The sequence below is a fragment of the Mesorhizobium sp. M0062 genome, assembly GCF_040323125.1.
Lineage (GTDB): Bacteria > Pseudomonadota > Alphaproteobacteria > Rhizobiales > Rhizobiaceae > Mesorhizobium.
The window spans coordinates 95,763-119,647 of record NZ_JAMYUO010000020.1 but is presented as its reverse complement, the minus strand read 5'-3'; the positions used below and the strand labels follow the sequence as shown (position 1 = coordinate 119,647).

16 protein-coding genes are annotated in these 23,885 nt (G+C 63.5%); 3 read left to right on the top strand and 13 right to left on the bottom strand.

All coding sequences use genetic code 11. The features are described 5' to 3' along the window. Positions 1–350 precede the first annotated feature (350 nt). The gene (locus NKJ64_RS22045) at positions 351–1,145 is read right to left on the bottom strand and encodes a SapC family protein (RefSeq protein WP_352463304.1); all 795 of its coding nucleotides are present in this window, start codon (positions 1,143–1,145) and stop codon (positions 351–353) included. A gap of 238 nt (positions 1,146–1,383) precedes the next feature. On the opposite strand from NKJ64_RS22045, the gene NKJ64_RS22040 reads away from it, so the two are divergent. After that, a complete protein-coding gene (locus tag NKJ64_RS22040; protein ID WP_023672960.1) occupies positions 1,384–1,653 on the top strand; it encodes a DUF6916 family protein in 270 nt (89 codons plus the stop codon). Positions 1,654–1,725: 72 nt separating this feature from the next. Continuing rightward, positions 1,726–2,304, top strand: a complete 579-nt coding sequence (locus tag NKJ64_RS22035; RefSeq protein WP_352463303.1) for a 2OG-Fe(II) oxygenase — start codon at positions 1,726–1,728, stop codon at positions 2,302–2,304. 15 nt (positions 2,305–2,319) lie between these two features. On the opposite strand, the gene NKJ64_RS22030 is transcribed toward NKJ64_RS22035, so the two are convergent. The 5 genes from NKJ64_RS22030 to NKJ64_RS22010 form a co-directional block, all read right to left on the bottom strand. Beyond that, positions 2,320–2,847 (bottom strand): GNAT family N-acetyltransferase, encoded by a 528-nt coding sequence (locus tag NKJ64_RS22030; RefSeq protein ID WP_023833000.1) that lies wholly within the window; start codon positions 2,845–2,847, stop codon positions 2,320–2,322. Between the two features lie 10 nt (positions 2,848–2,857). Next, positions 2,858–3,385 carry a phage tail protein gene (locus NKJ64_RS22025; RefSeq protein WP_023685706.1) on the bottom strand — a complete coding sequence of 176 codons (528 nt, stop codon included), beginning with the start codon at positions 3,383–3,385 and terminating at the stop codon, positions 2,858–2,860. 9 nt (positions 3,386–3,394) lie between these two features. After that, positions 3,395–3,916 carry a phage tail protein gene (locus NKJ64_RS22020; protein ID WP_023672956.1) on the bottom strand — a complete coding sequence of 174 codons (522 nt, stop codon included), beginning with the start codon at positions 3,914–3,916 and terminating at the stop codon, positions 3,395–3,397. A 12-nt stretch (positions 3,917–3,928) separates the two neighbouring features. Continuing rightward, positions 3,929–4,435, bottom strand: coding sequence for a phage tail protein (locus NKJ64_RS22015; protein WP_023672955.1), 507 nt, complete (start codon positions 4,433–4,435; stop codon positions 3,929–3,931). 118 nt (positions 4,436–4,553) lie between these two features. Next, a complete protein-coding gene (locus NKJ64_RS22010) occupies positions 4,554–16,802 on the bottom strand; it encodes an inverse autotransporter beta domain-containing protein (RefSeq protein ID WP_352463302.1) in 12,249 nt (4,082 codons plus the stop codon). A gap of 345 nt (positions 16,803–17,147) precedes the next feature. On the opposite strand from NKJ64_RS22010, the gene NKJ64_RS22005 reads away from it, so the two are divergent. Further along, positions 17,148–17,696, top strand: coding sequence for an invasion associated locus B family protein (locus NKJ64_RS22005; RefSeq protein ID WP_023754204.1), 549 nt, complete (start codon positions 17,148–17,150; stop codon positions 17,694–17,696). Positions 17,697–17,751: 55 nt separating this feature from the next. Here the strand turns inward: NKJ64_RS22005 and NKJ64_RS22000 are convergent, their stop codons facing one another. The 7 genes from NKJ64_RS22000 to NKJ64_RS21970 form a co-directional block, all read right to left on the bottom strand. Next, on the bottom strand, positions 17,752–19,260 hold the full coding sequence (locus tag NKJ64_RS22000) for an aldehyde dehydrogenase family protein (RefSeq protein ID WP_023754205.1): 1,509 nt from the start codon (positions 19,258–19,260) through the stop codon (positions 17,752–17,754). Positions 19,261–19,280: 20 nt separating this feature from the next. After that, the gene (locus NKJ64_RS21995) at positions 19,281–19,625 is read right to left on the bottom strand and encodes a cupin domain-containing protein (RefSeq protein WP_023672951.1); all 345 of its coding nucleotides are present in this window, start codon (positions 19,623–19,625) and stop codon (positions 19,281–19,283) included. A gap of 23 nt (positions 19,626–19,648) precedes the next feature. Continuing rightward, positions 19,649–20,014: a cupin domain-containing protein gene (locus tag NKJ64_RS21990; RefSeq protein WP_245263512.1), complete on the bottom strand. Its 366-nt coding sequence runs from the start codon at positions 20,012–20,014 to the stop codon at positions 19,649–19,651. Beyond that, positions 20,011–20,361, bottom strand: a complete 351-nt coding sequence (locus NKJ64_RS21985; protein ID WP_023754206.1) for a cupin domain-containing protein — start codon at positions 20,359–20,361, stop codon at positions 20,011–20,013. Before NKJ64_RS21985 ends, NKJ64_RS21990 begins: the two co-directional genes overlap by 4 nt. Positions 20,362–20,599: 238 nt before the next feature. After that, positions 20,600–21,874, bottom strand: coding sequence for a glycosyltransferase (locus NKJ64_RS21980; protein WP_023830129.1), 1,275 nt, complete (start codon positions 21,872–21,874; stop codon positions 20,600–20,602). Between the two features lie 9 nt (positions 21,875–21,883). Continuing rightward, complete coding sequence (locus NKJ64_RS21975) at positions 21,884–22,957, bottom strand: ABC transporter ATP-binding protein (RefSeq protein WP_352463301.1); 1,074 nt, start codon at positions 22,955–22,957, stop codon at positions 21,884–21,886. After that, positions 22,954–23,745 (bottom strand): ABC transporter permease, encoded by a 792-nt coding sequence (locus NKJ64_RS21970; protein ID WP_023830127.1) that lies wholly within the window; start codon positions 23,743–23,745, stop codon positions 22,954–22,956. The genes NKJ64_RS21975 and NKJ64_RS21970 overlap by 4 nt, the downstream gene beginning before the upstream one ends. Positions 23,746–23,885: the final 140 nt, after the last annotated feature.

Here is a 23,885-nt window from a genome sequence, read left to right as displayed (position 1 = left end):
GTCACAGGTTCAAATCCTGTCCCCGCAACCAACAAAAAAAGCCCGCTTCACGCGGGCTTTTTGCGTTCGGACCGTGATCGATGGCCGCGACCGGCTATTCAACGATCGAGGAGGGCAGCAAGGCTGGCGTGCTCGACTTTATTGACAGGTCCGCGAACCGGGGGGTGATGCCGCCTCGGCGCATTTCGGCGAGAGCTACACGTCGAGCATTGGGAGTTCGCCAGCCCGTCATGGCAAGCGATCTGCACGACAACAGCATGATTCGAGCGGCGGAGAGATCGTCGTACGAAGGCGCGAACCGTTGATTTAAACAACCCGCGCCTTGCCGAAGCTTTTCGTCGCGGGCCGCGTCAGCCAGCTCGCCGCAATGACGCCTGGAAGACAAGCGAGGTCCAGCTGTTGCTCGAGGCGAGATGGCAATAGAGCAGCGCAAGCGCGCCGGATTTCCTGAGATCAAGAAACGCCTCGTCGCTCAATTTGTTGAAGGCCGGCTCGTCGATCACCTGAAAGTCGGTGAGGTTGAGGGTCTCGCCGCCCTCCAGCGTCACCTTGCTCTGCCGCGGCGCGAACAGGCCGTGCGCGTCGATCTTGTCGATCATGGCGCGAGTCGCATTGAAGTCGGTCTGGAACTGGCTGCAGAAGGCGAGCGCCTGCCTCGAGGCCTCGGCCGGCTCGTTGCCGTCGAAGAAGGGCGCGGTCTCGTCGCCGCCCTTGGACGAAGGCGTCTGCTCGACGACGCGTTCGCTGGCGCGGTCGATGCACAACGTCAGGCGGCCGGTCGTTTTCGATTCATCGGCCAGGATGAAGGGGTACCGGCGGACATAGGCGGGAATGTAATGCGGCTCCGCCCATTTGCCGTCGGCGCCGACGAACAGGTTCTGGTCCTGACGCAGGCCGGTGATGATGACAGGCGCCTTGGCGTCGCCGATGAAAACGATCGGGTAGGAGCGCATTGCCGCCGGCATTTCCGAGGCGACGACGGGGATTGCGTGCGCGGTGCGGGCAAAGGAGAAATCGGCCCGCGCCGTAAGGCCGAGTGAGCCGTGCCGCAGCGGATTGAGCGCCTCGGGTTTTTTGTAGAACAGCGGCAGCGCGTTTGTCGCGGTGCTTCCGGCCGGGGCCGTGTCTGTTTTCGCGTCAGTCATCCCTAGTGTTCTCCTCTTATACCATTCCGGTTTAGGCCAGTGGCTGCCGGTGCGCAACGCGTTGACGGCTGCTTCACCCTACATGGCCAAGATAAATCTATCTGTTTGTTTGATCGTGCTCTTTTGTACTTCTGGAGATCGAGCTCTATAGACAGCACGCCATGAAGCGGCGAGATTGGCTGACGGGATAGACATCTCAAGAGAGCCGTCTGAAAGACAGACGAACCAGGGCAGGCGCATGGCATCGCTTTCGGATTTCGAGCAGGGGCAGAGCTTTTCCGTCGAAGCCGGCGGTCAGACGCTCACGATGGAACTGAGCGCGGTGCAGCCCATTGCCAACAGCCCGCGCGACGGCGGTGGCTTCACGCTGCTGTTCAGGGGACCGCGCGACGCGGCGCTGCCGCAGGCTATCTATCGGTTCAACGGCAAAAGCGGCGCCCATGAGATCTTCATCGTGCCGATCGCTGCCGATGAGGCAGGGCGGCTTTACGAGGCGGTATTCAACTGATTTTTTTCGACCGGATCGGCCACGGGGACGCTCCGGCCATCAGGGCGATTTGGCAGCGCGGCGGCTCGACATATGATCGACTATATCGAGATTGCGGACGTATTTGACGGAGCGGCGTGTAGCGCACTGTGCGCGGAAATTCGGGCGGCCTTGGGCCGTCCGGCCGGCCTGCTGGGGCGTGCCGACCAGAAGATGGCATGGCCGGAGATCCGAAAGACCGTGCGCGCCGATGTTTCGCAGGCCACTGAAGAGCGAGTGAGTGCCCTGTTGGCGCAGCAGAAGGCGGCTCTGGAGCGGCATTTCGGGCTGCTGCTCGGCCCGGTCGAGAAACCTCAGTTCCTTCACTATCGGCAAGGCGATTTCTTTGTGCCGCACCAGGATGGCAACACGCCGCTCATTCACGACGAGTCGCGGTTCCGAAAGATCTCGGTGGTGATCTTTCTCAACCGTCAATCGGACAACCCTTCGCCAAAAAGCTATGCAGGCGGCTCGCTGGTCCTGCATGGGCCTTACAGCGGCCCGGGCCTGCGCGTTGCCATGCCCGCGTTGCCGGGCTCTCTCGTCGCCTTTCGTTCGGAAACGACGCATGAAGTCACCCCGGTCACGCGCAACGAACGTTTCACCATCGTCTCCTGGTATCGCGGCACGTGACGACCGGCACGGCCCTTACGGCGAACGGATCATCAGGTCGTAGACGCCCTTGTCCTCGGCAACGGTGAAGCCGAGGCGTTTGTAGAGCCGCCGCGCTGGATTGTTCTTCTCGACATGGATCGAGACCGACTTGCCGACGGCGGCGGCCTCATCGATGAGATCGGCGAGCAACGCACCGCCAGACCCCTTGCCGCGATGCGCCGGCAGGAAGGCGATATCTATGATGCAATGCTCGCTCGCCGAGCGCTCGATATACAGGCGACCGATATCTTGCCTTGCCTGCTCGATCACCAGCCAGTCGGCGTTGGGATAGTATTTCTGGTAATGCGCGTGCTGCGCTTGAAACTGCATGTCGAGGAACGCCGTTTTCTGCGCATCGCTCCACGGCGTGACGGCAAGTTCTTCGGCGCGGGTCGAGGCGTAGAGCGCCGACAGGAACGGCAGATCGGCGTCCGCCATTGGGCGGAACGTCAGATCAATCCGCGCCGCGCGCACCCAGCAAAATATAACAGGCCCGTTGTCCACAATCGGAAGCTGGATCATGGAGTGGCGCTTACGGACGCGCCGGATAAACGCCTTGCATGGCAATGATGAACGTCATCGCCAGATAGGGAGGCAGGTTGTTGTGAGGCAACGTACTGCCCGCCATGCTCAGTGCCTGGGGGTCCATCTGGACCAGATTTTGCGAAGTGTTGTTCTGATACAGCGTTCCGCCCCCCGACTTCCCCAGAACAACCGCATCGGTAAGAGTTCCCTGGGCGCCACTCTCGGTGGACATCGCGACAAAATGATTATGTTGCGGCATTTCCGTTTGCAGAAGGGTGATGGACGTTTCGCCACCCGTCTCGCCGAGAAACCGCTCCGACAAGCCATTGCCCTGTCCTTGCCCCATGGGCGCGGAGCCAGCCATATTCGGCAACGCGAAGGTCGACTTGCCGTCGCCGCCGTAAACTGTGCCCAGCAGCGAAAACAGCGCCGTATTCTGCGAGATTGGCAGGAGCTGGCCATCGCAGGTCGCCCACCCCGTCGGGGCGAAATCTCCGGCAAAAATTCGAATTTCGGCGACGAACGGATTGGTCATGGCAAGTCTCTAGCTTTGCTGGGGGAAGATGCCAAATAGCGAGATGATGAAACTGACGGCGAGGAACGGCACCATATTGTCGTGAGGCTGGCTGCCGCCGGCCGGCGAAATGGCTCCGGCGGCCATGTTGCCATCAGGTGCGATACCCACATAGGGCGTCAGCAGGCTCGATGTCGCCAGGACACCGCCGGACGGACCCGGATTCTTGGCGATATTCGACGAACCGGTCCAGGTATGGGAATGGTTCGGCATTTGTTGGGTTGAAACAGTGACGGATTCGACCCCGCCCAGTTCTCCGATGATATAGGTCTGGCTGACCAGCGGGCCCTTGCCAGCATGGACGGGGATGCGGGATGCGAGGTTGGGCAGGGCGAATGTTTCCTCCCCGTCGCCGCCATAGGTCGTACCGATCAGATTGAACAAGGTTTCGTTCTCGGAGATCGGCATCAACTGGCCTTGGCAGAACGCCCAGCCATTCGGAGGGAAATTGCCACCGAACATCCTGATCTCGCCGACAAAAGGTTGGCTCATCGAAGCGTCCTCTTAATTTCGCGACGGGAATATGCCTTGCAGGGCAATGATGAAATTCAAGACGAGATAGGGCGATCTGTTCTCATGCGGCTGGCCGCCACCGACGAAAGTGATGTTTTCCTTCGCCATAGCCACCGCGCTGCCAGGCGGCTGATAGATCGGGCTGGCGTTCGCCCCCAACAGCGCGCCGGATGGATTGTTGACGTTGCCGGCAGTGTTCGATGCGTTGACGAAATGGTTGTGTGTCGGCATTTCGCCGAGCGTGAGCGTGTGAAACTCTTCGCCGCCCTGGCCGCCGACAATTGCACCGATAGGGCCGCCCGTATGAACCGGCGCACGTCCCCTCATATCCGGAAGGGCAAAATTTGTCTGGCCGTTGCCGCCGTACCTGGTGCCAAGAAGTGAGAACAATGGCTGGTTCTGGTTAAGCGGCAACAACTGGCCGTTACAAAATGCCCAGCCGCGCGGTGCATAGTTCCAGGAAATGATCTTGACTTCACCTAAATAAGGCTCGCTCATCCCCGTTCCCTTCGTTGGCGGCTTACTGTCTGAATTCTTGTATTATGCCTAAGTAAGACAACAAGTCGATATCAGATTCATAAAATATATTTCCTAGGACGAAATCCAAGGTTGCTGACTACGGTGTCGCGGCAGGCAGCAGTGGCAGCGGCTGGTTGAAGAACGTCCGGGTGTCCGTCAGTGCCGTTGCCCCGCCATTGACGGTTTCGATACCGGCCTCGCTCGCCTGCGGTACGTTGATCGTGCCGTCGGCGCCGCCGAGGCCGTCCGCGAGGAAGCGGATGGCATTGGCGTTGTTGACGTTGGTGATGGTGTTGGCATGAACGTCGGCATTGATGATAGCGCCGGCAAATGTGGCGGTGACCGTGATGCCGCGGCTGTCGGCATTGTCGCGAATGGTGTTGTTGGTGACCGCCGCGTGCACGGTGCCCGGCTGCACGAGCTGCGTGATCGAGACGCTGTCGCCACCGCTTATGCCGTTGACGCCGATGCTCTGGATAATGTTGTTGTCGATCAGCACCTTGGCGACGCCGAGGCTTTCATGCCCAACCCTGATGCCGTTGCCGGTTCGCGATCCCGAGGTTGCTACGCCTTGCGTACCGATGACGTTGTTGGCGATTGTGCCGTCAAGCGTCCGTGCGAGGTCGCCGCTGCTGAACACGTTGATGGCCGTCGAGTCGCTGTTGGTGACGGTGTTGTTCCGGACGGTGAAATTCAGATTGCCGCCCGTGCCGGCGCCGGAATTGCTGCTCTGGGTGAGGTTGATGCCGTTGTTCAGATTGTTGAATAGATTTCCCGTGGTCTCGCCGATGTGAGCGTTGACGGTGCCGTCATTGGCAATGACGAACAGACCGGTTCCAGGGATGACTCCCGGTCCGGGATAGGCGTTGTTGCCGGTGAAGGTTGCGCCGTCGACGGTCAGCGTCATCGTCGGCGCGCCGGCGACACCGGCGCCGTCCGCCTCGAAGATGAAGTCGCTGCCGGCATTGTTCGAGGCGCCGTTGTTCGAGAACGTGCCGCCGCTCACCACCAGGTTCGCCAACGTGCCGCCGGAATTGATGACCTGCACGTTATGGGTGAATGAGTTGGAGACCGTGAGGTTGGTGAACGTGGTGACGTGCGAGGCGTTGCCGGTAAGTTCGTTGAACAGGATTCCGGACTCGGTGTTGGCATCGGCATTGCTGTTCAGGGTCAGACCGTTGAGCACCACGCCGTTGACCCGCAGGCCCTTTATGCCGTTGCCCGCATTGTCGCTGATAATCATGTTGCTCAGGCTGACATCCTGAGTGTCGGTCAGGCTGACGCCATCGCCGGTCGAGTTCTGGATCGTGCCGCCGCTGCCCCCCGTCGCGCCGGTGCCGGTCACCACCAGATTGCCGCTGGTGCCGGTGTTGTTGAGCACGATGCCGTTGGCTGCACCATTGGACGCAATGCTCCTGAACGTCACGTCGCCGGCGCCGATCGTCGTGTTGGCGACATTAAGGGCCGTGCCCGTGCCGGACACGATGGTGTTGCCGGTGCCCTGCACCGTCATCGTGCCGCCGGTGGTGGCTACCGGACCGGGGCCGGTGGCGCTGAAACCGGCGCCGCTGGTCGTGGCGATGACCAGCCCGCCATTGGTGAAGTTGATCGTCGCGCCGGCATTGTCGCTCAGGCTGACGCCAGCCGCCGTGGTCGAGGTGATCGATTTCGACGCGCCGGAGAAGGTGATGATGCCGGCGACATTGTCGTCCAGCAGGATGCCGATCTGGCCCGCCGCATTATGCGTGATGTTGCCCGACAGGGTGATGTTGCCGGCGGTCAGGGCGCGATCCTGGATGTTGACCGCCTGGCCGGTGCTGCCGCTGGTGATCGCGCCGGCATAGGTGAACGCCGCCGTGCCGCCGCTGTTGGCGGTGCCTAGGCCATCGCCGATACGGATCACGGCGCTTGTTCCGCCCACCAGCGCGCCGGTGCCGAGGTCGATCGCTCCCGAACCGGTGACGGAATCGAGGATGACGGCGCTGGTGCCGCCGGCGCCTTTGTTTGTGGAAGCGAAGGTCACGCCGCCCGCCGCGATAGCAACGCTGTCAAGGTTGACCGCGACGCCGCTGCCGGTCGAAATCGTGTTGCCCGAGCCGATAACGGTCACGGTGCCAGTACCGTTGCTCGTGGCGTTGAAGCCGGTGCCGGAGGTGGTGGTGATGGCTAGGCCGCCGCCGGTGAAGTTGACCGCGGTGTTGGTGTTCGCCGTCAGGTCGACGGCATTGTTGGCTCCGGTGGTCAGTATCTTGCTGGCGCCGGAGAAGTTGATCGTGCCGCCGGTGTTGGCGTTGACGAGGATCCCGTTGGCCACGCCGCCGGTGGCGCTGAGAGTGCCCGACAATGTCGTGGTGCCGGCGGTGCGGGTGGAGATGCTGACGACGTTTCCGGCCGTGGTCTTGGTGACCGAGCCGGCATAGCTGACATTGGCCGAGCCGCCGGTGACCAGGAAGGCCGCGCCGGTCGCGCCGCCGAGCGCACCGGAGCCGAGGCTGACAGTGCCGGCGCCGGTGACATTGGTCAGCGACACGTTGTTGGTGCCGCCGGTCGAATTGGTCGAGGTGAAATTGATGCCGGTGGTGGCGATGCCGTTGAGGTTGACCGCCTGCGCGGAAGTGGAGCTCACCGTGCCGGTCGTCACATTGACCGTGCCGCCATTGATGGCGCTGAATCCGGTGGTGCCGTTTGTGACGATGTCGAGGTTTGCGAAGCTGACGGTCGAGGCCGTGGCGCCGTTGTTGATTGCGACTGCGGTGCCGGTCATCGGCGTCGTGGTGCCGAGATCGACCGTACCGGTGAAGCTCACCGTATTGGCCGCCGTCGCGCCGGAAATGCTGATGCCGCTCGCAGCGCCGTTGGCGATCACCGAGCCGGCGAAGGTGAAGCTGCCGCCAGCGCGGGTCGAGATCGTGGCCGCCGCGCCCGACGTGCTGATGATGGAGCTGGCGCCGTCGAAGCTGATCACCGCGTTGCCGCCGGTCACCGAAAGGCCGCTGCCGCCCGATATATCGACATTGGTACCGGCAATCGTGCCGCCAGCGCCCGACGCGCCGCCGAAGGCGATGCCGGTGCCGGTCGCTGCGGTGGTGATGTTGACGTTGGTCAGCGTCGTCGTGCCGGCGGTGTTGTCGAGTTTGAAAGCAATGCCGGTGGCGCCGGTGCTGGTGACGTTGGTGATGGTGCTGTTGGACGCGTTCAGCCACACATCGCTGGCGTTGCCGGAGAAAGCAACGTTGTTGATCTTCGTGCTGTTCGACGGCGTGATCTCGATACCCTGCGTGGCAAAATTGCGGATAGTCATGTTGCTGATGACGGTATTCGCAGCACCCGCGCCATTGTCCTTGACGCCACGCGCGGCACCCGCCGGGCTGCCATCGAGGATGAAGCCGTCGATGATGTTGCCGCTGGCGCCGAGCGTAATGACATTGTTGCCGGCGCTCGTCGTCAGCGTCGCGGCGCCATTGGGCGTCTGGTCGATGATCGAGATGCTGTTGCTGGCCAGCTGGATGGGGGAGGGCACCGTCAGCGCCAGGTTGATGTTGCCGTTGCCGAAGCCGCGCACCTGCTCGCCGATGGCGAGCGCCAGCGTATCGTTGCCATTGCTGCCTGCCGCGGTGATGACGCCGCCATCGTTGACGAGGACGAGAATGTCCGTCGACACTGCTGCCGCTTCGGCGGTGGTCAGCGTCGCGAGATTGTTCTGGTCGCGGCCGCTGCCGTCGCCGGTCGCGGAAGCGCCGACGAAATAGACCTTGCCGACACCGAAGCCCAAGCCCGGGGTCGACTGGAAGTTCACGTCCTGGAAGTTGTAGGTGCCGGCAACCGGCGCACTGGAGGCGTCGATGCCTACATTGGCGCCGATGGTCGAGAGCTGGTCGGTCGCCGATTCGCCGTCGCCATAGGTGAAAGCGAGGTTGGTGGCGCTGTTGAGGAACACGCCGGTGTTAACCCCGGCTATGCTCGAACTGGCGCCGCCGACCACGGCATCACCGAGGCGCACCGTCTGGCCGCCGATGGCGCCGCGCAGGTCGACGGCGATCGAGGTGCCGGCGGCGGCGGCATTGGTGACATCGAAGTCATTGGCCGTCACCGCCGCATTGATGGTGGCACCGTTGAGGTCGAAGGCCACGCCCGTGGTGCTGTTCAGGCCGATGTCGAGATCGTTGAAGGACAGCGCCGCGCCAAGCGTGCCGGAAACATCGACACCACGCGTGGTCATGCCTTGCAGGTTGACCGTGCCGAGAATGATGGCCCCGCCGCCCGACGAGGCGATATTGGTCAGCGAGATGCCGGTTGCGGCGGCAGTGGCCGAAACACTGTCGAAATTCATGCCCGCAGCGCCAATCGTAACGCCATTGAGGTTCAACGCGGTGCCGCCGGCCGTCGTGGTGATGCTGTTGTCGCTGAGGAGCGCGCCGACGCTGACCGTGCCACCGCCGCTGGCGTTGAAGCCCGTGCCGGAGGTGGTGGTAATCACCAGGCCACCCGTATCGAAGTTGATCGTCGCGCCGGTGTTGGTCGTCAAGTCGACCGCCGTATTGGCGCCAGTGGTCAGCGTCTTCGTGCCACCGCTGAGAGTGATGGTCCCGCCGGAGTTGCCGTGGACATAGATACCATTGTCGAAACCGCCGGTGGCGCTGAGCGCGCCGGACAGTGTGACCGAACCGCCGGTGACGCCGGAGATGTCGACGATCTTGCCGGCGGTGGTCTTGGTGACGGAGCCGCCATAGCTGACGGTCGCAGCGCCGCCATTGACCAGGAATGCGACGCCCGAAGCGCCGCTCAATGCGCCGGATCCGAGGCTGACTGTTCCGGTGACATTGGCCAGGCCAACATTGTTGGTGCCGCCGCCCGACGAGGTCGAGTCGAGCGCAATGCTGGCGGCGACGTTGATGAGGTTGATCGCCTGGCCGCTGGTCGAATTTACCGTCTGGGCTGCAGCGGAAGCGGTGATGCCCATAACGCCACCGGTCCCGACAATGCCGGTGCCGCTGGTGGTATCGATGGTCAGGCCGTTGAGGAAGTTCACCGTGCCGGCGCTTTGCGAGAAGCCGACGCCGCTGCTCGTGTCGATGTTGGCGAGGCCGGCGATGTTGAGGTTGCCGCTGACCCAGTTGATGCCGCCGCCGGTCGTCGCGACGTTGTTCACCGTCACCGTGTTGAAGGTGAACGTGCCGGTGTTGGCGCCGGTGACGTCGATGCCGAAGCTGCCGGTGCCGGTGATGCTGGTTGCGCCGGAGACATTCACCGCCCCGGTGACGCCGTTGAGGATGATGCCGCTGGTGGCGCCGCTCGAGGTGATGCTGTCGAAATTGACGCCGCCGGCGCCAAGTGTGCCTTGCAGCGACAGCGCGGTCTGGCCCGTGGCGTTGATCGTCGTCGAACCGGCATTGGCGACGGTGAGGCCATTCAGTCCCGAAAGGCTGAGGCCGGTGGCCAACGATGTCGTGATGTCGAGGCCGCCATTGAAGTTGACCGCAGCTGCCGCGCTGCCGCCCGAAATCGAAACGCCGTTGCCGCCGGTGATCGTCACCTGGTCGGTGAAGGTCACCGCGCCGCCGGTGCGGTTGGCGATATTGATGCCGCCACCGGTCAGCGTTCCCGGAGTGGCGCTGTTGGGCAGGATGCCGCGCGACACCGAAATGGTGCCGGTGCCGCCGTTGACGTCGAGCAGCGTGCCGGCAACGTTGATGTTGTTGTTGATGATCGACAGATTGCCGTTGAGGCCGGCGACCTGGATGGCCGTCTGACCAGCGGCGACGTTGCTGATCGTCACGCCTTCGATGGTGATGCCGCTGGCATTGCTGAAGCCGACCGCGCTCTGATCGATGAGGAAGGCGGCACCGGTCGCGCTGCTGAAGTCGAAAGCGGTGTGGCGCACGGCGTTGTCGCCGAGCAATTGCATCAGGTTGGCCGTCCCGCTGACCACGGCCTCATCGCCGGTGATGTTGCCGCCGGTGGCGCCGAGATTGCCCTGGACGTTGGCCGGCTGGATCGTGCCGGTCGAAACCACATTGCTGTTGCCGAAGCCGGTGATCGTCTGGCCGGAATCGAGCGTGAAGGCGGTGGCGCCGAGATTGATCGTGCCGACGAAGGCGAAGTTCTGCGTGCCGGTCAGCGCATCGGCGGCGGCGAGCGAAATGGTGTTGACGCCCATGCTGAGATTGCCGGTCGTGCCGGCGGCGATGAAGCCGCCCGACTGCGAGACCAGCGTGATCGAACCGGGCGCGGTGGCGAGGTTGGCGCTGCCGGTGAAGAACACGTCGTCGAAATCGTAGTTGCCGAGCGTCGGATCGAGACCGACCGTGTTGACGGTGAAGCCGCCGGCGGCGGCGATGATGAAGGATTCCAGCCCGTCGGTCGAATCGCCGTCGCCGAAGGTGAAGTTGGCATTGGCGGAGGTCGCCGTGGTCTGGCCGGACGACAATTCGACGCCGATGCCGACATTGTCGATCTTCGAGCCCTGCAGGAAGGTGATGACCTTGTTGCCGGTGGTCGACGACAGGTCGATGCCGCGCGAGGTCAGGTCGCCCAGGCCGGTGATCGTCGTCAGGCCGAAATCGGCCGTCGTCGAGGAGCCGCTGAAGTCGATGCCGGTCTGGTTGGCGCCGACATCGTCGATGGTGGTCGTGCCGAAGCTGACATCGTTGTTGGTGCCGGCGAAGTTGATGCCGGCAGTGCCGCTCGTGGTGCCCAGCGTGACCTGGGTCGTGCCGAAGGTCACCGGGCCGGCATTGCCGACAATGTTGATGCCGACGCCGCCGGCGCCCGTCACGGTCACCGCCCCGAAGGTTGCCGATGCGGTGCTCGCGACACCGGAGACGGACAGGCCGGTGCCCAAGGCATTGGTGATCGATAGCGGGGTGGTAACATTCAACGTTGCGGTGCCGATCAGGCCACCGACCACCGCGCCGCCGCCACCGCTCGCCGACAGGGTCGGGCCGGTGAAGCTGAATGCACCGCCTGCCGGGGGCAATGTCGAGCCGATGGCGAACAGATTTCCGGTGCCGGTCGACGTGACGCTGCCGCTGAACTGGGCCGAGCCGCCGATGGTGCCGTCGATCTTGACCGCCGTGCCTGGTGCTGTTGCCGAGCTGGAGATGTTGGCCGAGACCGTGATCGCGGCGCTGCCGCCAAAAACCACGACGCCGTTGCCGGTGCCGGAACCGGAGATGGTGCCGCCGATGTTGATCGTGCCGGTGTTGTTGGTCAGGCTGACGTCGTCGCCCGAAACCAGCGTCGTCACCAGATTGTTGACATTGACCGTCGCGGCGCTGCCTTGCACCACGAAGCCGGGGCCACCGCCAACAACCGTGTCGATCGTCGTCGTGCCATTGAAGGTAACGGCGTTGGCCACGTTGGTGAGGCGGATGGCATCGCCATTGACGCGATTGATGTCGACAGCGCCGAAGGTGACGCTGCCGCCGCTGGTGTTTTCGATGAGGATGCCGGTCTGCACGGCGCCGCCTGAGCCGTCGACGGTGACGCTGTCGAAAATGACGCCGCCTGCGCCGATGGTCAAACCGCCGGCGCCACCGAGATGGATGCCGTTTTCGACAGGGCCGAGCCCAGATGCGGTCGTGTTGGTGCCGGTGACGGTGAGCGTGCCGCCATTGATGGCGCTGAAGGCAAGGCCGCCATCGGTGGTGAGGTCGAGCCCGCCGGTGAAATTGATCGTGCCGCCGGCATTGCCGGTCAGGTCGATGGCGTTGGCCGTGCCGGTGCTGGCGGTGATTTGGCCGGCGAAGGTGGCCGAGCCGCCGGTCATGCCGCTGATCATGACCGCGCTCGCGGCACTCGTCTGATTGATGGTGCCGTTGTAGGTGAGGTTAGGCGTTGCTCCAAGAATGCTGAGCGCCGTGCCCGTCGTGCCGGCGATCGAACTCGCATTGTCGAAGGTCAGCGTGCCCGTGGAACCGCCCGTGACGCTGACGCCGATACCGGCGCCGGTGATGTCCAAATTGTTGAAGGTGCCGGTGCCGCCGAAGTTGCTGGCCAGCAGGCCGGTGCCGCTGACGCCGCCCATCGTCGTGTTGCTGATGTTGATCGCACCCGTTGCGCCGGTCAGGTCGATGCCGGTTACGGCGCTGCTGATCGTCACCCCGGTGATGGTGGCCGCGTTTACATTCGATCCGTTGATCGCCGAGCCCGAACCCGCATTGCTGACGCTGAGGTCGGCGACGCGGTTGCCGTTGGCGAGATCGATGGTGCTGCCGGCCGAGTTGTTGAGAGTGGCGGCGCCATTGCCGAACGGATCGACCTGGGTGCCCGAAGTAACCACCTCGGCGCCGGTGACGTTGGCCGGCGGCCCGCCGAGAGCGACGGTGTTGCCGTTGGCGAAGGAGACGATCTGCTGGCCGTCGGCAAGCGTGAAGCCGTCGGCATCGGTGTTGATGGTTCCAGCGCCGCTGTTGACAAGGACGAAGATGGTGTTGGCGTCGGTTGTCAGACCGTCGGCGGCGTCGGCGTTGATAAGGTCGCCAACGCTCGCGCCGGAGCCGGTCCCGGTGTTTGCTGCGCCGACGAAGATGACGTTGGCGGTGTTGAACAGCTGCGGGCCGACCAGATGGGTGGCGTTGAAGGCATAGGTGCCGTCGCCCGCCAGCAGGCCGCGCATGTCGAGCGAGGCGGTCGTGCCGGTGATCGTGCCGCCGCTGACGGCGCCGAAGGAGAAGGTCGTGTTGGCGCTGGTGCCTGCCGCGCCATGCGTGCCCATCTGGACGCCGGTGCCCGCGGAGATGACGCCGGTGCCGATCGTCACCGAGCCGCCGGTGGTGCCGGAAAGGTCGATGCCGGTCGAACTGCCGACGCCGGTGATGTCGAGCGAGGTGGCAGTGAAGGTCGACTGGCTGCCCGACAGGTCCAGCCCGGTCTTGCCGGTCGGCAGGCCGGTGATGTCGATGTTGGCGAAGGCGATCGTGCCGTTGGCACCCTGGACGTCGATGCCGCTCTGGGTCGGCTGGCCGATGCTGGCGTCGCCGAACGTTATCGCGCCGGAATTGCCATTGAGGAGGATGCCGTTCCGGCCGGCCTGGTTGATCGTCACCGTGCCGAACGTGGTGGCGCCGGAACTGTTGCTGATCGAGATGCCGTCGCGCGATGGCTGGGTGATGGTGACCGCGCCGCCGAAATCAACCGTGGCGGAGCTGCTTGTGATGAAAATGCCGTCGAAAAGGGTGTTGGAGGTCGTCGTCGTGCCCGTAACGGAGAAATTTCCGCCGACGTTGAACAGGCCGATTCCAGTCTGTCCGCCGGCTTGGCTCACCGTGTCCAGCGTGACATCGAGCCCGATAGGGTTGATAAGCCCGAAAGTCCCGACAGAGACAGCCATGAGGCCGTTGCCCGAAACCGTGCCGCCAGTTATGGTCAGGCTTCCGCCGCCCGTCGACGTGACATCGACGCCTACGCCGCCATTGTCCTTGGCATCGAGCGTCTCGAATCCGTAGGTTCCGCCGCCGATGACGAACAGGCCGTAGCCGGCATTGTTCGAGAGTATCGTCGTGCCGGTGAAATTGTAGCTTCCGTTGCCATTGTCGACCAGCAGGCCGTGGCCGGTGTTGTCGCTTGAGTTCAGATTGTTGCCGGTGACGCTGTTGCTGCTATCGAACAGCACGCCATTCAGGCTGGCGCCTGAAACATTCAGCCCCGACATCGTGATATTGCTGACGCCGCTGCCATGCACGCCATTGCCGTTCGCCACACCGGCGATGTTGAAGTCCAGCAGCGACGTGTTGTTGGCCAGCGTCACGGCGTCACCGGTGCCGGTATCGGTCAGCGTGGCTGCGCCGCCAGGATCCGAGACGACCTGGTCATGCTGGACGTTGTCACCGGTGACGTTGACGGGAATGCCGCCGAGCGAGAAAGTACGCCCGTTGCCGAACGAAGCCAGTGTCTGTCCGGCACTCAGCGAGAAGCCGCCAGAGGCGTCGATGGGCGTCCCGTCATTGACCAGCACGAAGATCGCGGTGCCGTTGGTGATAAGGTCAGCCTGGTTAATCGCAAGCAGACTAGACGTGGAAGAGCCGTCACCCAATGATCCGATGCCGCCGACGAAAATCACATTCTGCTGGTCGAACAGCTGCGGGCCGCTGAAGGTCGTCGAGCCGAAAGCATAGAGCCCGAGCGTCTGGTTGAGCCCCCGCGCGTCGAGGGAGGCGGTGATGCCGGCAATCGAGCCGTCGCCGAAACTGAATTGGGCATTGGCCGAATTGGCCGGCGAGCCGGAAATGCCGAAGCGCACGCCGGTGTCGACATTGGCGATCGCGCCGCCATCGGTGATGACGATCGTTGCCCCGCCCGCGCTCGGGGAAGACAGATCGATGCCGATCGAGCCGGCGGCGCCTGTGCCAGTGATGTTGAGCGACTGCGCGGTGAAATTCGTCTGGCTGCCGGAGAAATCGAGGCCGACGCCGGAGCCGAGGCCAGCAATGACGATGTTGCCGGCAATTATCGATGTGTTGACGCCCGCAAACACCATGCCGTCGGTGCCGGGATCGGTGATGTTGATGTCGCCGAAGCGGATCGCGGCCGGCGAATCCGTGATCGCGATGGCCGGTCCGGTCGTGTTCGAGATCGTCGTCGCGCCGTTGACGGTGAAGCTGCCCGAAAGATTCTCGAGCACGACGCCCGATGCGCCGCCGGTCTGGGTGATCGAATCCAGCACGATATGGGCGGTGATCGGATCGATGAAGACACCGACGCCGTCGTCGCCGAGTGCCTTGTTGCCCGACACCTGGCCACCGGTGATGGTGATCGAGCCGGCGACCCCGGTGCCCTTCACGGTAATGCCGGCATCGTTGTTGTCGAGCGAGTTGAGGGTGGCGAAAGTGTAGGTGCCGTGGCCGGTTATATCCAGGCCGTCGTCGCCATTGCCCTGCAGCAGCGTCGTGCCGGTGAAGTTATAGGTGCCGTCGCCTTCGATGTGCAGTCCGTCGAGGCCGTTGCCGGTCGCGGTGAAGTTCGAGCCATTGACGCCGGTCGATGTACCGGTGAAGTCGGCGCCGTGGCCGCCGGTGCCGGTGACCGTGACGTTGGTCAGCGTGGCGCCGGCGATGTTGTTGCCGAAGATGCCGTCCTTGCCGCCGGTGATGGTGATACCGCTCAGCGTGTTGCCATTGGCGAGCGTCAGGACGTTGTTGGCGGGGTTAGTGCCCTGGATGGTGCCGTTGGAGCCGCCGAAATTGTAGGTGCCGATGCTGCCGTCGGCGAGCCGCGCCTGGACACCGCCGCCACCGCCGATAACGGTCTGTCCGTTGGCGAGCGTCACGCCGGCTGTCGTAATGTTGCCCTTGCCGCCCAGCGCGACGACGACGCCGTTAGCGCCGGCGCCGGCGACTGCATTGTCGAGCGTTGTCGGGTCGCCGATCGTGCCGAGGCCGAGCGCGTCGTTGTCACCATCGGCAAAGAAGAACTGGCCGAATGCCGTGTTGGTGGCGGCATTGATCGCCACCCGCGTCGACGTGCCGGTAACTTTGTCCTGGCTCTCGATGCGAACGCCGATGTCGCCGCGTACGCGCTCGTTGACGCGTTTGCGCAGGCCGGGGCTGACCGGATAGACCGGCTCGGCGCCGTCATCGGCCGAAGACGAGCCCTTGTCGAAAGCGTTGAGCGGCACCGTCAGCCGGATGCTGCCGGCGAACTGGGTGTCATCGCGGTTGTCGTTGCGCACCTCGCCGGTGAAGGTCAGCGACGTGCCTTTGCCGATGACGTCGCCGATCGAATATTCCAGGCCGGCCTTGGCGCCGGTGATGCTGCCGTCGTCGCCGTCGGGATCGCCGAAATGGTAGGCGCCGACATCGAAACGCAGTGAATGGTTCTCGGGCAGGTTGAGCGGCACCTGAACGCCGACCTCGCCCTCGATGCCCCAGGCCGCGTAATCGCGGTGGGCGATGGCCGATATCTGCTCGATCAGCTGATGACCGACCAGCGACAGGCTCGACTCTTGCCCGGCCGTGCTGCGGTCGCCGCTGATCGGCAGATAGACGTTTACGTGCGCATCGTATTTTGAGGTGATGGCCTCGAGGCCGAGCGTCGAGGCGACGAACTGGTGACTGTCGTGGTTCTGGATGTTGAGATAGGCGTAGCCGCCGATCATCAGATCCGGATTCACGATGCGGCGAACGCCGAGGCCGACGTCCTGGCCGAAGCCGTCGTCGAAATCGTATTTCGAGCGCACATCGAGAAAGAGAACGGATTCGAGGTTCTGCTTCAGCGGCAGGAAACCCTCGATCGCCGTGTTGCCGCCATTGTTGTTGGCGCCGATGATGGCGCGGATCTGCGGCTGCCACAGTCCGGTGTCGCCGGCATGGGCGGCTATGCCGGAAAGGGCAAGTGCCAGAGTGGACAACGCAGTCGTCTTCCAGAGATGCCTGGAAAAACCTGACCGGCGATACTTGCTATTCGCCCGGAAGCTTCTTCCGCGCGTCGCCATGTCATTGATCTGCCGAGTTTTCTCGGTCGTCTCCATCCCTTGCGAACCCCGACGAGTACACGCTCCGTCGCTAATACTATCCGAATCCCAGTGTATAGCGAGCATGATTGTTTGCTTTACACGTACAAGATTTCAAAGTTGTTTATTGTGACAATTCAGCAACAGTAATTTAGCCCGAGATCATGTACCGTATTGGCTTCCCCGCCAGGCTCGGCTGTTGTATCAACGCGCTCGGCGAAACCCTGACACGACGAGGATCGGATGGCTTCATTGCTGAGAACCGTTTGTGGCCGGGCCGCCTGGGTCGGCGCGCTATGGCTGGTCGTGACGGCAGGGTCGGCGCTTGCCGAAGAGCCGAAGTCAACCACATCTGCCGAGACCAAGCCTGCAGAAGGCAATCCGTGGGCGCTAAACTGCGCCAGCGGATCGGCCGGCATCGAGCTTCAATGCCAGGTCTCCCAAAACCTTACCGAGGCCAAGACGGGGCAGCGCGTTCTTACCGTTACGGTTCGCCGCGACAACGGCAATGGCAGCCTCGCCATGCTGCTGGCCTTGCCGCACGGGCTGTTCCTGCCTTCCGGCGCCTCGTACCAGATCGACCAGGGGCAGAAGACGACCATTGCCATCCAGACCAGCGACCAGAACGGCGCCTATGCCGCGACCCCTTTGTCGGCGGACCTCGTCAAGGCGATGAAATCGGGAACCAACCTGAACATCGGCATGGAGTCGGTGACGCGCAAGCCGGTGACCATTCCGGTCTCGCTTGCCGGATTCACTGCCGCGATCGACAAGCTTCAAGCGTTGAAATAGCCGGCCTATCTCGGCAGATGCGTAAGCATCAGCTTACGTTTTGGACTGGCCGGACTCACACGTGCTTGCGGCCGCCTGTCTCGCGGAACCAGCTGTCGGGGTAAGGATACCACCAGTCCTGGATCGCCGGTCTGTGGTCGATGATGACCATCTTGGAGCGTCGGAAGGCGTCGAGTCCCTGGCGTCCCAGCTCGCGGCCAAGGCCTGATGCCTTCCAGCCGCCGAAGGGCAAGGCGTCATTGTCGATCAGCGGGTTGTTGACCCAGACCATGCCGGCCTCGAGCCGCTCGGCCGCCTCATGCGCCTCGGCGAGGTCGGTGGTGAACACCGAGGCGCCGAGGCCGAACGGGCTGTCATTGGCAAGCCGGATCGCCTCGTCGAAATCCTTGACGCGGCAGATGGCGGCGACCGGTCCGAAACACTCTTCGCGCACGATCGCCATATCGGGGGTGACGCCGGTCAGGATCGTTGGCTCGTAGAACCAGCCAGTGTTGTGCGCCGGCGGAATGCGCCCGCCGGCAACGGCTATAGCGCCGTTGCTGACAGCATCATCGACCAGCCGCATCACTTTCGCCCGGGCGGCTTCGCTGACCAGCGGGCCGATCTCGGTCTTGTCCATGCCATTGCCGATGCGCAGCGCCCGCGTCTTCTCGGCGAACAGCTCGACGAAGCGATCGTGAACCGAGTCGACGACAAAGAAGCGTTCGGCCGAGGTGCAGACCTGGCCGGTCAGGTGGAAGGCGGCGGTGACGCTGCCGGCTGCCGCCACGTCGAGCGGCGCGTGCTCGCTGATGATCAGCGGATCGCTGCCGCCGGCTTCGATGACGCAAGGCTTCATGCGCTCGGCGCAGGCGACTGCCACGGCTTTGCCGGCGGCGACCGAGCCGGTGAAGGCGACAGCGTGGGTGCGCTCGGAGGCGATCAGCGCCTGCGCGGTGGCGGCCGTGCCGGGCAGGCAGGAGACCAGCCCTTCGGGCAGCGAGCGGAACACGGTCATGTAATCGAGTGTCGACAGCGTCGTGGCTTCGGCCGGCTTGATGATGCAGCCATTGCCGGCGGCAAGCGAGGCCGCAACGGTCCAGCACATCAGCAGGATCGGGAAGTTGTAAGGCATGATGTGCACGGAGACGCCATACGGCTCGTAGCGCGCATACTGGAACGACCCGGCCTGCGTCGTACCGGCGATCTTGCCGGCGTCGTCGCGCGCCATCTCGGCATAGTAGCGGAAGATCGGCGCGCAATTGGCGATCTCGCCGATCGCTTCGGGATAAGGCTTGCCCATCTCGCGCACCATCAGCTCGGCGCAGCGCGTGAAGTCCGCCGCCTCGATGGCGTTGGCGACCGCATGCAGATGCTTTGCCCGGCTCTTGGCATCGAGCTGCTTCCAGGCGGCTTGTGCCGTGGTTGCGGCGGTGAGCACGGCGTCGATCTCGCCGTCGCTGGCCGCGGCGATCGAGCCGACGGTCTCCAGCGTCGCCGGATCGATCACCGGTTTTGCCGTGCCGGTCATCGGCCGGTAGTCCGGATTGACGAAGAAAGCCGGCCGGTCAGCGGAGAATTGCATGGTCGTCCTTTCAGGTCCGCTCAGCGGATCATGTAGACCTTCTTGATGGTCTCATGGACGGTGCAGACGCCTTTCCAATTCTGAGGAAAGAACGCCGCCGTGTCCGGCTCGATCTGGATGACCTCGCCCGATTCGTGCACATAGGTGCAGCGGCCCTCGAGGAAGTGGCAGAACTCGTCGCGGGTGACATGGCAGTGCCATTTGCCGGGGGTGCAGACCCACAGGCCGCATTCCGAACGGCCCTCCGGCCCCTTGTAGAGCAGCTTGCCCGAGGTGTGGGACACGCCCTCGATCATGGTCGGGATGACGCCCCAGTCGACGAGGTCGGTGATGGCAAGCGGGGATTGCATGATGGGCGTGGTCATGGCGATTTCCTTTAAAAAAGTGCTCAGCGGCACATGAAGGCCTTGGTCAGTGTTTGCGTGATGGTGGAGGTGCCGGCCCAGCCGGCGGGGAAGAACACCAGCATGCCGGCCTCGACCGGGATCTCTTCGCCATTCTCGCGGACATAGGTCCCGCGGCCCGACAGGAAATGGCAGAACTCGTCGGCGGCAAAGGTAACCTTGCGGCTGCCTGGCGTGCACGACCACAGGCCGCATTCGCTTGAGCCGTCCGGGTTCTGCGAGAGGATCCTGCCGAGGCGCGCGGCGAGCCGGCAAGCGTGTTGCTGCCCCCGCCCCAGTCCTCCAGTTTCACGGTCGAGGCCTTTGGCCAGTGCGGTGTCGGCATATTGGGAAGCTCCGTTGCTGTTCAAGCCAGCATGTAGACGTTGCGCATGGTCTCATGCACGGTGCATTCGCCTGTCCAGCCGGCAGGGAACATGACCACGGTCCCGGCTGCGACTTCTACCACCTCCCCGGCATCTGACCGGTACGTCGCGCGGCCGGCGACGAAATGGCACAATTCGTCGCGCGGAATCGAGAGCCGCCAGCGGCCGGGCGTGCACACCCAGATGCCGGATTCCGGCTGGTTGTTGGGCCCCTTGTGCACCAGCCTGCCGGTCGAGTGTGAAGCGCCATCTAACGCATCCGGCTGGGCACCCCAGTCGACGAGATCGGTGCGGGTGGAGGCCTGGTGGAGGTGCGGCGCGGAGGAGGTCATGGGCGCGCTCCACGGTCATGATGCTCAGCCGCGGTGCGTTGCCGCTCTACAAGGCCCCCCTCTGTCCTGCCGGACATCTCCCCCTCCAGGGGGGAGATCGGCAGCTTCGATGACGGCGCATTTCTTGTGAGCTCTGCGATTGGGGAAAGCATTGGTGACAGCCGATCTCCCCCCTTGAGGGGGAGATGGCCGGCAGGCCAGAGGGGGGTGCCAGGGCTCGGCATCTTAAACATCGCACTCACAGCAGCGCCTCCAGCAGCCCGGCTGCCTTCTCAGGCCCGTTCTGGGCCTGCATCTGCGCCGAGGTCTTCGCCAGCCTGATCTTCATCTTGGGGTCAGTCAGGCAGGCTTCGATCCTGCTGATCAGCTGGGCGTCGCTCCAGTCGTAGCGCGGCATGCCGAAGCCGTGGCCGGTTTCCTGGACGCGGGTGGCGTTGTCGTGGCCGTCCCAGACATAGGGCATGATGATGGCCGGCTTGCCGAAATAGAGGCACTCTGTGAACGAGTTGTTGCCGCCATGGTGGATTACGGCATCGACCTGCGGGATGACTGAAGGCTGCGGAAACCAGCTCTCGACGATGACGTTGTCCGGCACATCCGTGTACAGGTCCTTGTAGCCGCCGACATTGACCAGCGCGCGGTAACGGGTCTTTCCCAGTGTTGCGATTATGCGCTTCAACAAATCGACATCGCCGGCGCCGAGGCTGCCGAAGGAGACATAGAGCAGCGGCCCGTCATTGTTCTCGGCGAAGGTCGGCACGGCGTATGGCTTTTCCTGCCGCACGCAGCCTTCGAGATACTGGAATTTCGTCGTATCAAGCGGATGGCGGCGTTTAAACTTTGCCGCTTCGGGATAGAGCAGCAGATTGAGATAGGGCGAGGTCTCGAAGAACTGACCGACCGGGTATGGCGCTTCATTGTTTGCGGTGAGGAAGGCGTTGAAGTCGTCGTGGATGGGCTTGATCACCGCATTGAAATGATCGCGATAGCGCTGGTGGCCGACATGGTCGTTCTCGCCGCAACCGGAGAGATGCGGCGGGATGCCCTCATCCTCGATCTCGTTTTCCGAGCAGGAGATGACGCGCACCCAAGGCTTGCCGAACTGTTTGATGGCCGGAAACAGGATGACATTGTCGACGCAAATGACATCAGGCTTGATGGCGGCTAGGACTCGCGGCAAATCCTTCTGCGCCCATTTGGCGCTGTCGACGATCGCGGTCCAGCAATCCTTCACGTAATTGTCGACCTGATCGTAGGGCGATTTGCGGAAGTTCGGGATGTGGCCGTTGATGAAGTCTTCCCAGAATTTCGCCATCTGCTCGGGCGGCATCGGCTCCGACAGGTTCACCGGATGCGCTTCGAAGCCGTAACCCTTGTAGACATCGACAAAGCCGGGGTCGGACAGGAACACTGCCTTATGGCCGCGCGCCTCGACGGCTTGCGCGATGCCGACCGAATTGAGCGCCGGGCCGTAGGCCGCTTCGGGAAAAAACGCGATCGTCTTCTGCGCCATCAAGCTCTCCTATTCCTGAAAAATTCTGACATCGGCGGCGTCCCAGCCGAGTTCGACCTGATCGCCCGACGAGACCGGCCGGCGGTCGGCGGCATCGGCGGTGACGCGCACCAGAAATGGTTTTGGCGACAGAGGCGTGCGGACATGCAGCTGCAGGTCGAGCCCGTGATAGGCCAGCGCCTCAACCGTGCCGGCGATGCGGTTGGCGGTCTCGGCTGACGGGAACAGCCGGATGCGCTCGGGTCGCACCGAAGCGACAGCGGAAGCGCCGGGTGTGAGCTTGGCGGGAACCTTGCCGGTGATGCGCGCGCCGTTCGCGGCGATCACGCCATCCGCAGACATCTTGCCCGGTACGAAATTCATCACGCCGATGAAGTCGGCGACGAAACGGTCGGTGGGATGCTCGTAGATCACGTGCGGCGTGTCGCATTGCAGCAGCTGGCCGTCCTTGAGCACCGCCATGCGGTCGGCCATGACGAGTGACTCTTCCTGGTCGTGGGTGACGATGACGAAGGTGATGCCGACTTCGTGCTGCAGGCGCTTCAGCTCCATCTGCATGGCGCCGCGCAGTTTCTTGTCCAGCGCGCCCAGCGGTTCGTCGAGCAGCAGCAACCGAGGCCGTTTGACCAGCGCGCGGGCAAGCGCGACGCGCTGCTTCTGGCCACCCGACAATTGCTCAGGCTTACGGTCGGCGAAGGGGACAAGCTCGGTGGTGGCCAGAATGGCGTCGACGCGGGAACGGATTTCAGCTTTCGGCAAGCGCTCCATCTCCAGCCCGTAGGAGACATTGGCGCGCACGCTCATATGCGGGAACAGCGCGTAGGACTGGAACATCAGATTGACCGGCCGCTTGTTGGGCGGGGTCCGGGCGATGTCTTTGCCATCGAGCAGTATGCGGCCGCCCGTAGGTGTCTCGAAGCCCGCCAGCATGCGCAGCAGCGTGGTCTTGCCGCAGCCGGAGGGTCCAAGCAGCGCGAAGAACTCGTTCTCGCGGATATCGAGCGAGATGCCGTCGACGGCGGTGACCCGGCCGAACGTCTTCGACACGTTATCAATGGCCAGCAGCGTGCGCGGTTCGCTCATTGGCCGATGATCCCACGGTTGAGCCGCTGCGACAGGGTCAGCGCGGTGATGGATACCGCCATGACGATGGTCGCCAGCGCGTTGATCTCCGGCGTGATGCCGAAGCGGATCATGGCGTAGATCTGCATAGGCAGCGTCGTCGAGGCGCGGCCGGCACCGGCGGTGAAGAAGGCGATGATGAACTCGTCGACCGAGAGCGTGAAGGCAAGCAGAGCGCCGGCAATCACTGCCGGCGCGATGACCGGCAATGTCACACGCCGGAAGGTGGTCAGAGCCGAGGCGCCGAGGTCGGCGGAGGCCTCGACGATCGACCAGTCGAAACTCTTTAGCCTTGCGCGCACCACCGAGCAGACGAAGGCGAGGTTGAAGACGACATGGGCGAGGATGATGGTGTGCAGGCCCATGGTGAGGTTGAGCATCGAAAAGAACGAGAGAAGCGCAATCGCCAGCACGATGTCGGGGATGATCATCGGCGCGAAGATCAGGGCTTCGAGGCCTTTGCCATATTGCCGGCGCATCTCGACGCCGATCGCCAGCAGCGTGCCGAGCAATGTGGCGATTGCGGTCGAGACCAGCGCCACGATCAGCGTGTTGAGCGCTGCAGACAGGATGGCGCTGTTCGAAGTTAGCGAAATGTACCATTTCAGCGAGAAGCCCGACCATGCCGTCGGCAATCCGCCTTCGTTGAAGGACAGCGCCACCAGCACGGCGATCGGGATGTAGAGGAAGGCGAAGACGAGGGTGAGGATCGTCCGCATGCCGATCGTACGGGTGAAGGAATGGGTCATCGCCGGCCTCCGACAATTGGAAGGCAAGCGAACGACCAGAGTCCTTCTTCCCGTTCACGGGGAGAAGATGCCGGCGGGCAGACGGGGGGCAGCGTTGAGCGTCGCAAAGGTTGACGCCGCCCCTCATCCGCCCCTTCGGG

Coding starts and splice junctions, on each gene's coding strand:
- NKJ64_RS22045 (WP_352463304.1), bottom strand. CDS start 1,145: ATGACTGACGCGAAAACAGACACGGCCCCGGCCGGAAGCACCGCGACA.
- NKJ64_RS22040 (WP_023672960.1), top strand. CDS start 1,384: ATGGCATCGCTTTCGGATTTCGAGCAGGGGCAGAGCTTTTCCGTCGAA.
- NKJ64_RS22035 (WP_352463303.1), top strand. CDS start 1,726: ATGATCGACTATATCGAGATTGCGGACGTATTTGACGGAGCGGCGTGT.
- NKJ64_RS22030 (WP_023833000.1), bottom strand. CDS start 2,847: ATGATCCAGCTTCCGATTGTGGACAACGGGCCTGTTATATTTTGCTGG.
- NKJ64_RS22025 (WP_023685706.1), bottom strand. CDS start 3,385: ATGACCAATCCGTTCGTCGCCGAAATTCGAATTTTTGCCGGAGATTTC.
- NKJ64_RS22020 (WP_023672956.1), bottom strand. CDS start 3,916: ATGAGCCAACCTTTTGTCGGCGAGATCAGGATGTTCGGTGGCAATTTC.
- NKJ64_RS22015 (WP_023672955.1), bottom strand. CDS start 4,435: ATGAGCGAGCCTTATTTAGGTGAAGTCAAGATCATTTCCTGGAACTAT.
- NKJ64_RS22005 (WP_023754204.1), top strand. CDS start 17,148: ATGGCTTCATTGCTGAGAACCGTTTGTGGCCGGGCCGCCTGGGTCGGC.
- NKJ64_RS22000 (WP_023754205.1), bottom strand. CDS start 19,260: ATGCAATTCTCCGCTGACCGGCCGGCTTTCTTCGTCAATCCGGACTAC.
- NKJ64_RS21995 (WP_023672951.1), bottom strand. CDS start 19,625: ATGACCACGCCCATCATGCAATCCCCGCTTGCCATCACCGACCTCGTC.
- NKJ64_RS21985 (WP_023754206.1), bottom strand. CDS start 20,361: ATGACCTCCTCCGCGCCGCACCTCCACCAGGCCTCCACCCGCACCGAT.
- NKJ64_RS21980 (WP_023830129.1), bottom strand. CDS start 21,874: ATGGCGCAGAAGACGATCGCGTTTTTTCCCGAAGCGGCCTACGGCCCG.
- NKJ64_RS21975 (WP_352463301.1), bottom strand. CDS start 22,957: ATGAGCGAACCGCGCACGCTGCTGGCCATTGATAACGTGTCGAAGACG.
- NKJ64_RS21970 (WP_023830127.1), bottom strand. CDS start 23,745: ATGACCCATTCCTTCACCCGTACGATCGGCATGCGGACGATCCTCACC.